General features: G+C 61.2%; 11 protein-coding genes. 1 reads left to right on the top strand and 10 read right to left on the bottom strand.

Annotated features, from left to right (window positions below; all coding sequences use genetic code 11):
- Positions 1 to 124: 124 nt before the first annotated feature.
- Entirely contained in the window at positions 125 to 1,408 is a 1,284-nt protein-coding gene (locus tag L0U80_RS16670; protein ID WP_233866928.1) for a 4-aminobutyrate--2-oxoglutarate transaminase, read from the bottom strand.
- Between the two features lie 139 nt (positions 1,409 to 1,547).
- Between L0U80_RS16670 and pdxR the strand changes: the two genes are divergently transcribed.
- Complete coding sequence (gene pdxR, locus L0U80_RS16675; protein WP_233866931.1) at positions 1,548 to 3,134, top strand: MocR-like pyridoxine biosynthesis transcription factor PdxR; 1,587 nt, start codon at positions 1,548 to 1,550, stop codon at positions 3,132 to 3,134.
- 22 nt (positions 3,135 to 3,156) lie between these two features.
- On the opposite strand, the gene L0U80_RS16680 is transcribed toward pdxR, so the two are convergent.
- From L0U80_RS16680 to L0U80_RS16720, 9 genes are all read right to left on the bottom strand, one after another.
- Entirely contained in the window at positions 3,157 to 3,993 is an 837-nt protein-coding gene (locus L0U80_RS16680; RefSeq protein ID WP_233866934.1) for an EamA family transporter, read from the bottom strand.
- A 120-nt stretch (positions 3,994 to 4,113) separates the two neighbouring features.
- Entirely contained in the window at positions 4,114 to 5,001 is an 888-nt protein-coding gene (gene phnE / locus L0U80_RS16685; protein WP_233866937.1) for a phosphonate ABC transporter, permease protein PhnE, read from the bottom strand.
- A 2-nt stretch (positions 5,002 to 5,003) separates the two neighbouring features.
- Entirely contained in the window at positions 5,004 to 5,978 is a 975-nt protein-coding gene (gene phnD, locus L0U80_RS16690) for a phosphonate ABC transporter substrate-binding protein (protein WP_233866953.1), read from the bottom strand.
- Between the two features lie 33 nt (positions 5,979 to 6,011).
- Entirely contained in the window at positions 6,012 to 6,836 is an 825-nt protein-coding gene (gene phnC / locus L0U80_RS16695; RefSeq protein WP_233866954.1) for a phosphonate ABC transporter ATP-binding protein, read from the bottom strand.
- 314 nt (positions 6,837 to 7,150) lie between these two features.
- Positions 7,151 to 7,957: a hypothetical protein gene (locus L0U80_RS16700; protein WP_233866956.1), complete on the bottom strand. Its 807-nt coding sequence runs from the start codon at positions 7,955 to 7,957 to the stop codon at positions 7,151 to 7,153.
- On the bottom strand, positions 7,958 to 8,209 hold the full coding sequence (locus L0U80_RS16705) for a PAAR domain-containing protein (RefSeq protein WP_233866958.1): 252 nt from the start codon (positions 8,207 to 8,209) through the stop codon (positions 7,958 to 7,960).
- Positions 8,206 to 8,895: a hypothetical protein gene (locus L0U80_RS16710; protein WP_233866960.1), complete on the bottom strand. Its 690-nt coding sequence runs from the start codon at positions 8,893 to 8,895 to the stop codon at positions 8,206 to 8,208. Before L0U80_RS16710 ends, L0U80_RS16705 begins: the two co-directional genes overlap by 4 nt.
- The gene (locus tag L0U80_RS16715) at positions 8,879 to 10,219 is read right to left on the bottom strand and encodes an N-acetylmuramidase family protein (RefSeq protein ID WP_233866962.1); all 1,341 of its coding nucleotides are present in this window, start codon (positions 10,217 to 10,219) and stop codon (positions 8,879 to 8,881) included. Before L0U80_RS16715 ends, L0U80_RS16710 begins: the two co-directional genes overlap by 17 nt.
- A gap of 38 nt (positions 10,220 to 10,257) precedes the next feature.
- Complete coding sequence (locus L0U80_RS16720; RefSeq protein WP_233866975.1) at positions 10,258 to 12,999, bottom strand: type VI secretion system Vgr family protein; 2,742 nt, start codon at positions 12,997 to 12,999, stop codon at positions 10,258 to 10,260.
- Positions 13,000 to 13,545 lie beyond the last annotated feature (546 nt).

The raw sequence follows: 13,545 nt of genomic DNA on the forward strand, positions 1-13,545 counted from the left end.
GATCAGTGATGCGAACGGATATTAGTTTCGTGCCTTCGATGCGCGAACCTCTAAACGGCGGACGGCACAGCGGCGTGCGCCGGTGTGCCGTCCCGAGCGCGTAAGGTTACGCGCTTTCGCTCGATCAGGCAGCGACGCCGACCGCTTCCTTCAGCGATTCTTCGACGATCGCGAGCGCTTCGTCGAACACGTTGTCCGGCGTGGTCAGCGGGAACAGGAAGCGCACGACGTTCGAGTACACGCCGCAGACGAGCAGAATCAGACCGCGCTCGAGCGCCGCCGTCTGCACGCGCTTCGTGAAGTCGGCGTCCGGCTCGGTCGTGCCAGCCTTGCAGAGTTCGACGGCGATCATCGCGCCCGGGCCACGCACGTCGGCGATCTGCGGGACTTCCGCCTTCATCGCGTTGAGCTTCGCCTTGAGCTTGTCGCCGAGCTTCGTGGCGCGCTCGCAGAGCTTCTCTTCGTCGATGACGTCGAGCACCGCGTGCGCTGCCGCGACGGCCAGCGGGTTACCCGCGTAGGTGCCGCCGAGGCCGCCCGGCGCTGCTGCGTCCATGAGTTCGGCGCGGCCGACCACGCCCGACAGCGGCATGCCGCCGGCGAGGCTCTTGGCGATCGTCATCAGATCCGGCGCGACGCCATGGTGTTCCATCGCGAACAGCTTGCCGGTACGTGCGAAGCCGGTCTGGACTTCGTCGGCGATCAGCAGGATGCCATGCGTGTCGCAGATCTTGCGCAGGCCTTGCACGAAATCGGTCGGTGCCGGGCAGAAACCGCCTTCGCCTTGGACCGGTTCGAAGATGATTGCGGCGACACGCTTCGGATCGACGTCGGCCTTGAACAGCGTTTCGATGGCCTTCAGTGCGTCGGCGGTCGTGACGCCGTGGAGTGCGTTCGGATACGGTGCGTGGTAGACGTCCGACGGGAACGGACCGAAGCCGAGCTTGTACGGGGCGACCTTGCCAGTGAGCGCCATGCCCATCAGCGTGCGGCCGTGGAAGCCGCCTGCGAACGCGATCACGCCCGGACGGCCCGTTGCGGCGCGCGCGATCTTCACGGCGTTTTCAACGGCTTCAGCGCCGGTCGTGAAGAAGGTGGCCTTCTTCGCGAAGTTGCCCGGCGAGCGCTTCACGATCTTCTCGGCGAGCGAAACGTACGACTCGTACGGCACGACCTGGTAGCAGGTGTGCGTGAAGTGGTCGAGCTGCTCGCGGATGGCGGCGATGATCTTCGGATGGCGGTGGCCCGTGTTGCACACGGCGATACCGGCCGCGAAGTCGATGAAGCGGCGGCCTTCGACGTCCCACAGTTCCGCGTTTTCGGCGCGCGCTGCGTAGAAGTTGCACATCACGCCAACACCGCGCGGGGTGGCGGCGTCCTTGCGGCTTACCAGTTCAGCGTTCTTCACGGTTCATCTCCTTCACATTCGATTCTGAGTATGTGTGTATCGGTGGTCTCAGGCCGCCTGGCGGCCGATGGAGCGACTATACTCACCTTTGGCTCTAAATTTCAGAGCCATTTGATGAAATTCATAGGAGCCAATTTCGATGCGAGCGAGCGTCTTGTCCGACTGGCTGGCCCAGCGGCTCGAGCGCGGGAGCGGTCAGCCGGTCTACCGGCAACTGCACCGGCTGCTGCAACAGGCGATCCTGTCGCGCGAATTGCCTCCGGGGACGCGCGTGCCGTCGTCGCGGCTGCTGGCGGCCGAGCTGGGGATTGCGCGCAATACCGTCACGCAGGTCTACGAGCAACTGGTGCTCGAAGGGTACGTGAGTTCGGCGACTGGGCGCGGGACGTTCGTCGCGGATTCGTCGCCGGACGAGATCGTGGGGGCGAACGAGTCCGGCTACATGGGGACGGATCAAATGCCACTGGCGCGCGGTGTCGCCGCGAGCCTGGCCCCTGCCGCGGCGCCCTTGAGCAGCCCAGTGGCGCCCACGGCCGGCACGTATTCGTCGCGCGAAGCCGCGCGGGCGCTCTCTTCACGCGGCGCGCGGCTGATCGCGGGCGCGGGCGTCTCGAAGCGCCAGGGCGGGGCGTTCATGCCCGGCGTGCCCGACGTTTCCCGCTTCCCGTCGCGCGTGTGGACGCGGCTGCACAACAAATACTGGCGCAGCCTGCGCCCGGACCTGCTCACTTACGCGCCGGGCGGCGGCCTCGCGCTGCTGCGTCACGTGCTCGCCGATTACCTGCGCACGTCGCGTTCGGTGCGCTGCTCGCCGGAGCAGATCGTCATCACGACCGGCATCCACCAGTCGGTCGACCTGGCCGTGCGCCTGCTCACGGATTCCGGCGACGTCATCTGGACCGAGGACCCGTGCTACTGGGGCCTGCGCAGCGTGCTGCACGTATCGGGTCTGAAGTCGCGTCCGATTGCCGTGGACAGTGAAGGCATCAATCCCTCAGCCGATGACTTCGCCGCGCCACCCAAGCTGATTCTCGTCACGCCCTCGCATCAATATCCGCTCGGTATGGTGATGAGCCTCGCGCGGCGCCGCATGTTGCTCGAATACGCGCGCCAGCATCAGTGCTGGATCATTGAAGACGATTACGACAGCGAGTTCCGCTACGGCAGCCGTCCGCTCGCGTCGTTGCAGGGCCTCGATGACGCGGGCCAGGTGATCTACGTGGGGAGCTTCGGCAAGACGCTGTTTCCGGGGTTGCGCGTGGGCTATCTGGTCGCGCCCGAGCCGCTCGCCGAGAGCTTCGCGATGGCAAGTGCCGAGTTGTATCGCGAAGGGCAACTGCTCCAGCAGGCCGTGCTCGCGGAATTCATCGCCGAAGGGCATTTCACGTCGCATATCCGCAAGATGCGCGGGCTGTACGGGCAGCGTCGCGAGGCGCTGCTGCATGCCGCCGCGAACCGCTACGGCGACGCGCTGCCCGCGATGGGCGGCGACGCGGGCCTGCACGTCGTGATGCAGTTGCCCGAGAGCTGCGATGACCGTGCCGTGGCGGAAGCCGCGCTCGCGCGCAATATCGTCGTGCGGCCGTTGTCGGGCTATTACGCCGAGCGTTCGCGCGCGGCGTCAGGCTTGCTGATCGGCTATGCGTGCGTGCCCGACGAGGAAATCGCACCCGCGTTCAATACGCTCGCCGAAGCAATCGACGTGACGCTCCCGGCGATTGCCTGAAGCGAAACACGGCGCGACGCGTTCACAGCCGGATCAGCACGGCACCGCCCGTCACGAGCGCGCACGCGATCACGCGGCGCGCCGTGAGCTTTTCCTTCATGAAGAGCCAGCCGATCAGCACGGCAAAGATCGAGCTGAGTTCGCGCAGTGCTGAAACCGTCGCGAGCGGCAGATAGCGGAACGCTTCGATCACGAGGCAGTACGCGGTAAGCGCGATGAGGCCGGCCAGCATGCCTTTCGCGACCGCGGCCTTCGACGCGAAAAGCTGCTGCCTGCCGCCGCGCAGTTGCCAGACCATGACGAACTGCGGGATGTTCCAGAGCAGATAGACCCACATGATGTAGCTGAGGCTATTGCCCGCGAGCCGCGCGCCAAGGCCATCGACGACCGAATACGAGGCGATGAAAAAGCCCGTGAGCAGCGCATAGGGCACGCTTTCGCCGGAGAAACGCATGCCGCGCCGGAACGCGAGCGACATGATGCCGACCGAGACGAGCGCCACACCGGTTGCCGCGAGCGGCTTGAGCGCCTCGTGCGCGAACACGAGCGCGCCGATGAAAACGAGCATCGGCGAAAGCCCGCGTGCGATCGGATAGATTTGCCCGAAGTCGCCGCTGCGATAGGCGCGGATCAGCGTGATGCAGTAGGCGAACTCCAGCACCACCGATGCGGCGATATACGGCCAGCTCGCGGGCAATGGCGCGGGCAGCACCACCACGCCGATCGCGCCGACGACGATGTACGGAATCGACATCATGCCGAGCAGCCAGAGGCGGTCGCCGGACAGATGGAGAAAGGCGTTCCAGCTCGCGTGCAGAAGTGCCGAGAGCAGGACCAGCAGAACGACGAAGGTGGCCATCAGGGAAGGCGGGCGCGTTACGCGTCTTTGTTGTGTTGGGTTAGGACGCGATTATTCCAGCTTTTTCAACATGCGACGCGCGCCGCCAGCCTGGCTTCGCGACAGGCATCGTGAACACGTTCAGATAACGCGCTCGCGCAGCCAGGCGGAGATGAGATCGATCAGCGTGACCACGGCGATCACCATGATCAGCACGGCGCAGGTCTGCCCGTAGTCGAACGAACGGATTTCCTCGTACAGCACGACCCCGATGCCACCCGCGCCGACCATGCCCACCACCATGGCGGAACGCACGTTCGACTCGAAGCGGTAAAGCGCATACGAGATCCACAGTGGCATCACCTGCGGCAGCACACCGTAGATGATTTCATCGAGTGGTGTCGCGCCTGTCGCGCGCACGCCTTCGGCGGGACGCGGGTCGATGGCTTCGACGGCTTCGGCGAAGAGCTTGGCCAGCACGCCCGTCGTGTGGACCCACAGCGCGAGCACGCCCGCGAATGGGCCGAGCCCCACCGCGACGATGAACAGCATCGCGAACACCATCTCGTTGATGGCGCGGCACGCGTCCATTGCGCGGCGCACGGGATGGCGGATCCACGCGGGCGTGAGATTGCTCGCGGACAGCAGCCCGCACGGCACCGAACAGACGATCGAGAGCACTGTGCCCCACAGCGCGACTGCGAGCGTCACCCACATTTCGTGGACGTAGGTACGCCACTCCGTGAATTTCGGCGGAAAGAAATCGCTTGCGAACTGGGCCATGTTCCCGGAATCGGTGAACAGGTCGAGCGGACGCATGTCCGCGCCGCGCCACGCGGCGCCGAGCAGAATGAACAAGATGGCCCAGCCCACCAGCGAGGACCAGCTGCGCTTCGGAGGCTGGACCGCCACGACGCGCGGCGCGCGTGCATCAGCCGGCGCCGGGCGCGCCGGGGCCGTCGACTGTGCACCGGCGCCGCCAGGGGCGGCGCCGTCCTGCACGACGCGTGCGGCGTCGAGGTCCGTCATGTTCATTGCTTCGACGTTGCGGTGAGCGCGCTGATCTTCGCGTCGATGGCCGCGATCTGGCTCTTGCGGTCGCCCTCGGAGAGACTCGTGTCGGCGGCGATCTTCTGCTTTTGCTGGAACAGCGCGATCTGGCGGACCGGATCCAGCTGCGCATCCGTCGACGGCGCGAAGCCAGCGTAGCCCGTGATATCAGCCATGATCTTCTTCTCACGCGGATCGGTCTTGGCGTAGTGATAGAAGAAGTCGCGCAGCTTCTGCTTCGTCGCTTCAGGCAGATCCTTGCGGAAGACGAGCGGGTCCGACGCGATGAGCGGCGAAGTCCACAGCACGCGCACCTGCTTGAAGCCAGCGGGGTTCTTCTTCTCCAGCGTGGCGAGTTCGATCGTGTTGTTGGTGGCGATATCGACCTTGTTGTTCACCACGGCGAGAAGGTTCGCTTCGTGGCTCGACGGCAGCACCGTCTTGAACGACGTCGAGTTGACCGGCACGTTGTGCTGCGCGAACAGGTAGTAGCCCGGGACCAGCGTGCCCGAGGTCGAGTTCGGATCGCCCCAGCCGAGCGTCACGTCTTTCGTGTTTTTGAACACATCGTCGAGCGTCTTGAAACGGCTGTTGACGTTGGTGATCAGAATCGACTTGTAGCCCGTGTCGCCGTTTGTATACAGCACCTTCGCAAATACTTCGCCATCCGAACGATCAACGGCTTGCATCGCCGATGCATTCCCGAAATAGCCGATCTGCACCTTGTTGAAGCGCATGCCTTCGATGATGCCCGAGTAATCGGTCGCGAAGAATGCCTCGACGTGCAGGCCGGTCTGGCGATTCAGGTCGTCGATGAACGGTTGCCAGCGCTGTTTGAGCACCGCGGACGAATCCGTGGAGATGATGCCGAAGCTCAGGTCTTCGGCGTGTGCAGCGGTTCCGGCAAACGCGAGGCACGCGGCGCTCACGGCGAGCAGGGAGCGAAGCAGTTTCATGGGTTACGGTCCGTTTTCAGGGGGAGAAATTGTTCAGGCCACTTTCGGTTGCGTGCCGAAGTGGTGTGCAGTAGTCGGGGCCGCGGGGTCGAGCAGTTCACGCGCGGCGCTGCCGTAAAGCTGTTGAAGGAGCGCGGGTGTGAGCGCCGCGCTCGGGCCGTCGTAGACGACGCGGCCGTCGCGGAGCGCGATCGTGCGCGCGCAGTACTGCATGGCGATATCGACCTGATGCAGCGACACGACCACAGTCAGCTGGTGATTGCGGTTCAGCATGGTCAACATGTCCATCACGCGACGCGACGATTCGGGGTCCAGTGAGGCGATCGGTTCGTCGGCGAGAATGAGGCGCGCATGCTGAACGAGCGCACGCGCAAGCGCCGCGCGTTGCTGCTGGCCGCCCGATAGATTCGCGGCGCGTTCGTGCACCTTGTCGCCGATACCCACTTCCGCAAGCGCTTGCCGCGATAGTTCGCGTTCGCTTTGCGGAAAGCGTTTGAGCAGACGGCGCCACAGCGGCAGGCGCGCGAGCGCGCCGATCAGCACATTTGTCTCGACCGTCAACCGGTGCACGAGATTGAACTGCTGGAACACGAAGCCGACGTCGCGACGGATGCTGCGCACCTCGCGCACGATGCGCCCGTTTTGCTGGATGGGGCGGCCGAGAATTTCGATCTGCGAAGGTTGCGGGTCCGAAGCGGTGAAGCCCGCGATGTGGCGCAGGAGCGTCGACTTGCCCGAGCCCGATGCGCCGATCAGCGCAACCATCTCGCCGACGCCGACGCGCAGGTTGATTTCGTAGAGTGCCTTGCGGCCGCTCGAAAAGGTCTTCGACAGGCGTTCGATGCGTATGGCGTCCATTTCAATCCGCGACCGGAGTCAGGCGTAAGCCGTTGTGTCGGGGACATTCTAGAAAGGGAGTGTGACGGTTGAGTGAAGGTGTCGCGACGTCTAGACGACTATATGTTTTAGAGTGCTTTTAGAGCCGGGTTGTGACAGTCGCGTGACGCCGCGAATGTGTCACGCGCACGGCGCCGTTAAGGGGCTATATTGTGGTTTACAGATGTGCTGTCCCCTGTTTCATGGCCACGCGCGGCAGAGTCTTTTCATACAACTTTCGAACCGGCGCCGGACGACCACAGACTGAGGGGGTGACGCGCAGCAGCCGGTCACCCCTACAGGCCAACCAGCTTGCCCGTCGTCACATACTGCTTTCGCTTCGACCTGTTCGAAGCCGTGATCCGGTCCAGGATCGCACATTGCGGACACCAGCTTACCCGTATCGAGTACGGCACGGCTTTCCACTCATGGCCCCGCGAACACTGCCAGAGCAGATGTGTCCACGCATTCACATAGCGCCCGGAAAGGCAGCGCCCCCCACGCGATGCCGCCAACGCCTGCATGTCGGCCAGGGTGCCGCGCATGCTGTCGAAATAACACTGCCTGCACCAACTGCCCTGCAGGATGCGTGTGGCTGAAGCCGACCATTCATGTCCGTTTGCACATCGCCATTGCAGCGCAGCCTGACCATTCACGTAGGTATCCGACAGGCACTGCCCGCCCCGCGTTCGGGCCAGCTCGTGCATTTCCCCGATGGTATGGCCGAGGCGCGCGAGCCGCGCGCATTCCGGGCACCAACTGCCACGCTTGACCAGGGTCGCCTTCGCCTTCCATCGGTGGCCCCGGTCACACTGCCACTCCAACGGCGTAGCACCGTCAACGTACACATCGGAAAGACATTGCCCGCCGCGCTCCGCCGCTACCCGCTGCATGGTAGCCAGGTTATCGCGCTTTCTCGCCAGGGCGCAGACTGGGCACCAGGTCCGCGTTTTGACGGCGTTGGGTGTCGCGTGCCACCGATGGCGCTCAGCACATTGCCACTCCAGCGGTTCAGTGCCACGAACATATTCCGTTGCGAGGCACTGCCCGCCGCGCGCAAGCGCGATCTGCAGGACTTCTTCAAGCGTGACCTTCCTGCTCATTTACCTGATGCTCGAAACCAAGCTGCACCCACAGGTGCCGTGATGCCCATGGCGCGCGCAGGGCACACCGTGATCGGTAATCTTCGGATCGCCTTCGGTGATGACGTTCGGGTTCACATCAGGATGCTTCAGACACCTGATCTTGTCGCCCTTGCGAGCAACGCGCCTCCCGCCGTACTTCATGGTTTCGGAAGCGGAGATGACTTCGCCACCGTGGTCGGTGGTGTCGCCGAGTCTAATGAGGTCGATCATTGTTTCTTCGCGAGAGGGAACGGGTCAACGAGGTCCGATGTATGAATCCAGCCACTCGCAAAAGGCCCCGCGGTTGAACTTGGGCCAGTGAAATTTACATCAGGAAAGAGAATGTACGAATACATACCTCTTTTTTGCAAAACCAATACCGAATCCGATTTTACAAGATGCCCGCTCCTTTTTACAAAAACCCCATTCCTTTCGCTGTAAAAATGAGACGGACCTTTAACAACTCGAATTCCTATTGCAGGGATTCTTTTAATAACGTTATATTTTGCTGCATAGATGTCGTGAGCTGGTCGAGTAAAACCTCCGGCTGCGGTACCGCAGCCGGGCGGCTCTTGTTGGGTATTTATAATCCATTCATCCAGATCAACATAAATATGACCGGCCACATCAAACGACGAATCTCTTTCTGAAAAAGCAAGCGATTTATCGCCAAGAATGAATGTATTTATATTAAACGATGATTTCTCGCCGCCTTTAAAGTCAGATTCCAACTCTGACTTGTAAAATAAAAAATAGCATGAGAAATTTTCCGCCTCGGCCCTATAGTATCCATATACCCCACTGCGACTCTGAAATGCAATAAGATTCGGGGAGTCAAAAATCAATGCAGTTTGCGCATTCGCTCCCGCGGACAGCGAAAGCAAAATGACAATTATAAATTTATTTAAATTCCACATAATATTTCGCCAAATTAGTTGCATAGTGGGGGTTCTTCTTTTTCCAACCGCCGCCGTTGTAATATGTGGCAACTTTCTCCCATTCATGCTTCTTAAGGCCTTCAACAGCCTGCGGCTTTACATTTTTCATGAAGAGAATAAAAATATTCATCTGCCCGTCGGTTCCTGATAAGAACCGATCAGCAAATTCGATTGAGGAATTGCATCCGCATTTATCGTAGTTATCCCCCATTATCTGGAATCCCCCCCATGAGCACGACTGTATTGCTAGATCAAGATCCAGTTTTGCTGCTCTCGCAAGTTTTTCGTATTGGTGAAGCCCATCCCCGCCATATTCACCATCCGCATGTGTTTTAAAGCATAAATCCGGATACGCTGGATAAGGATTTTTCTCTGCACCAGTTTTTTTGGTCGCTCGAAGCTTTAATACCGCCAAACGATAAAAATACGTTCTTTCATATAGAATTGTAGGCAACCCGTTTTCCATAAATGGATGGCCTTGCGATTCCTGCTGAACAATCGCCTTGATTGCAGCAATTTCAACGCCGAGTTGGGTGGCCATATATTTGTATTGATCCTCAGAAAACGTCTCCGGCCTAGGATAATTCAACCTCGATCCAAGGACATTCAACGCTACCGTTTTAGGCTTACCGGTATCAATGATCCGGTAATGATGCTCTATCGTGATTTTCGTTTTTTTCTTATGGGTTTTTGCGTCTTCGGTTACATTTTTCTTTCGCTCTGGGAAATCTTTTCTGATCTCGCCTTGCTCGGTCACTTTCTGCGTCCATCCGATGTATGGTCCAAAGTCGTTCACCAAGCGTTCAATGGTCATGACTTCGCCATCCTGCACCACCGGCAGGTTGAGGTCCTGCTGAAACGCCTCGGTCGGCGTCAGTTTGGTTGTCGCCTCCAGGTGATATTCAGGGCTGACAATCGTAAAAGCGGCAATATCCTTCGTTGGTTTGACGGTCGCCTTCCAGACGTATTGTCCATGCCGGTTCTGCACCAGCACGTCTATCGGCTGGCCCCGTGCGGCATTCTGGATCGTTACGGCGTAGCCATCCGCATTAGTCGTTGCCTGCGTCTGGTTGCTGACCATCGGCTCGGCAGCCGATGTAGTACCAGGAGCCGATGCTGGCAAGTCACCAATGTCCGGAGCGGTTTTCCAAGCGGGGGCATCGGGTGCGCCTGCACCCGCCTTGATCTGTACTGCCAACCCTGCGATAGGCTTTTTCAGGGTGTCCCGGAAAACGAATGTTGCCTCCACAAAGGGAGACGGCGGAGTCTTGGGAGCCGCCGGGCGATGATGCGGATGTGCCATTTGTTACCTTTCGCAAGTGACTTTAAAAAGATCTGCCATCAGGCCGTTCCGGAATCGTCGTCGGACTCCTGATGATCATGGGCATCTTCGACTACCCCCCAATCACCGGCTCCGACTTCGCATCTGACCTCGACGGACTCCGGCGTATTGACCGTAATCGTGGCTCCATCACTCAGCATGCCCTGCTGCTTGAGCGTGCCGTCCGGCAGATAAATCCGGTACGGTTGATCCGCGAGTGTCAAACCGTCCCCCTGGTTTTCTGCAACGCTACTGACGTCGAAGGTCTGTGAGTACAACTCCTGCGGATTCTGCAGAATGGGCGTAACGGGCATGACCGGCAGGGGAATGCGTTGGGACGATGCACCCGGCACATCCCACGACGCGCCCTTCTCCAGGATTGGCCCCGGTGAGCCGTTGGTAATGCCGCTGCCGTTGATCTGGATATACGAGCCGCCCGCGCCAATCCACACTTCCTTGGCCGCGGTGATGACGACCTTGCCATTGGTGCTTGTGATGGTGAGATCCTTGAGGGCGGCGAGCGCCATTGCATCGCTCTGCGCCTGGATCTGGACCTTGCCCTGCGCGGCATGGAACTTCATGCCGTCCTGGTAGGCGAAGAGCGACACCGCACCGCGCGCCGACAGGTGATAGTGGCGCCCCGCCGAGTTGCTGTAGTCACGGCCCGCCGTCACCGCGTGATCGTTCACGCTTGCCTGGTGCGTGCTGTCGGTGGCGGTCGTCGCAATGCCTGCGGCGCTCGCCAGAACAAGATCGGGCCGCGTTATTTCGGGCGAGGGGTTGTCGGTGCTTGCCGCGCCGCCCCTGATGGCGTCGTTCTGGGTCTTGACCGTCTGTGCCACGGGCTGCTGGCCCGCGGCGGTGGTCTGTGCCTGGTGCTTCAGTGCGAGCGCGCCCAGGTCCTCGTGCTGCTGGCGTGCCTGCGTGAGGCGCTGCACCGTCTCACCCATGTCCTTCACTGGTGCGCTCGCTCCCGCGCGCGTCTCGGTGGTGATCAGCATGCCGCGGTTCGCACGCGCCACACCATGTGCTTCGGTGGCCAGCTCAAAGCCCTCACCACGCGCCTGCGCGCGCCCCTGGTTGCCATCGATGTTTGTGTTGCTGCCGAGCACCAGACGCGACTGCGCCTGGTCGCTCGACACCTGCACCTGCAGCTTGCCCGGCGTGTCATCGGTCACGACGGAATTCGAACCCCGGCCTTCGAGCGCCTGACTGCGCCAGCCCGAGAGCGCATCGTTGTGCGGCAGCACCCACGGCGGCTCGTTGAACTGGTTCACGTGCCGCCCCGCGATGTACGGCTTGTCCGGGTCCCCGTGGTAGTAGCCCACCACGACCTCCTGGCCCGGTCGCGGAATGAAGATCGCGCCGTAGTTCTCCCCCTGCCAGGGGGACACCGCCCGTATCCAACAGCTCGAATTCTGGTCCATCTGCCCCTGCCGGTCCCAGACGAATTGAAGGCGTGCGCGGCCGTAAGAATCTGTCCACACGGGCGAGTTGTCGTAGCCCGTGATCACGGCGATCTCGCTGTGCAGGCGGGGCTTCTTCGCCTTCTGTGGCGTCCTGAACGGGGAGTTGGCCGGCTGCACCGTAAAGCGCGTCTCGCAGCTATAGTGCGCCGCCGCTCCCGGTGCCTGGGTCGAGGTGTCGTTGTTGCGGATATCAATGTGCGTGGAGACGACCAGATACCCGGCATTACCCAGCTTCTGCGGGTAGCCCTCAAGGCTGAAGATGTGCCCGGTCATGAGACCGCGCAGGTTGCCGCGTCCCTTGCCGCGCAGGCTCTTCGCGCGGTGCGCTTCGAGCCGCACACACGCCAGATGCTCGCCTTCGAACCACGCATCGTTGGGCTCACCTTCGATACCCATCGCCCCCGCGAGCGGCTGCGAGTAGTCGCCCCACGCGTATTCCTCATAGTTGTCGAATGCGCGCTTCTGGAAATCCTGGTCTTTCGCGGCCAGATCCGCGCGCGAGCGCGTGTAGTCGTAGTCGGTGACGCTCACCTTGCCGGTCGTGAGCGTGCGGGCGACCTCGAACTGCGAGACGTGTTCCTCGTCGATGCGCTGCCCCTCGGGCGCGAGATAGCGCAGCGTCGCATAGGCGGGGCCATGCTTTTTGTAGCCACCGACCGAATCCACCAGCACCAGCGTGCTGTCCTCGTAAAAAAACGAAATGCCCCACTCCTGCCATTGTCTGCGCAGATAGGCGTAATCGGATTCCCATGCCTGACGCTGATAATCGCGCGCCGGATAGCCGCGCCTGAAGCCTGGACCGTTCAGGCGCTTCTCATACGGGTAGGGATATTTTTCCAGTATGGCATCGGTGATCTGGATCACCGTCTTATCCTGGTCGATGCGTGAATCGATCTTCAGGCTCGCTAACCAGAGCCATGGGCGGATGCGGAACTGGTAAAATGCACGCCGGTCATCGGCGCCGACGCAGCGCGCCGAGACGATCAGGCCGGTGATCTTGCGGGTGTCCGCACCAACGTTGGCCGGGCCGATAAAGCCATCGCCGCGCCCCTCGATGGCGATGCTTACGGTCACTTCCTTGCCCACAAGCTGGTCCACATCCACCAGTGACTGCGCTTCGCGCACGCCGAGCATCATGTCTTCAAGCGTTGCCACCTCGACCGTGTAGTCGTACAGGTGGCCGAGCTTTTCCTTGCCCGAGAGCCGCGACACCGTAAAGAGCGGCATCTCACGCCAGGTGGGCAGCGCTGCGCCCGATAACTCCAGAATGCGGGACTGCTTGAACCACGACATCGCAGACTCCATGCAGGGAAATAAAAACGATAAGGACCGTTCAGAAGATCTTGTGCGTACCGGTGCGCAGCGTTGCGAATTCCAGCGCGGGCCCACCGATGCAGGTCACTCCGGTGGCGCAATACTCCCGTCGCATACGGCCTATCGGAATCCTGAAGATGGATTCTGTCGTACCTGCCGCGCAATCCCCAAACACACCTAGACCAATTTATTGAGTGTTTCATGGGTTTCGCCGATGCGGCAATCAAGGAAGTTTCAGGAAACGTCAAAGAAACCATGTGGTGCGCATAAACACCTCAAACCCTGACAAATGACAAAATCTGGCTACTGTGGCGATTAATCAGGTGAACGGATCGATCAGCCAGGCGCGCGTCAGCCGGTACTCCTTTCGTTGCCTATTCGTTGGCTGGCTACTGACGGTTATCCAGCGGGGGCCGCTGGCGAAGCGGAAAGGTATCCATGAAAACGCGCCCGCTCTGGATCAGGACGGATTCGGGCGTGACGCCGTGCGCGTGTGCATAGATCGATGCTAATGGCGGGGCGGGA

The organism is Paraburkholderia adhaesiva (assembly GCF_021390575.1).
Lineage (GTDB): Bacteria > Pseudomonadota > Gammaproteobacteria > Burkholderiales > Burkholderiaceae > Paraburkholderia > Paraburkholderia adhaesiva.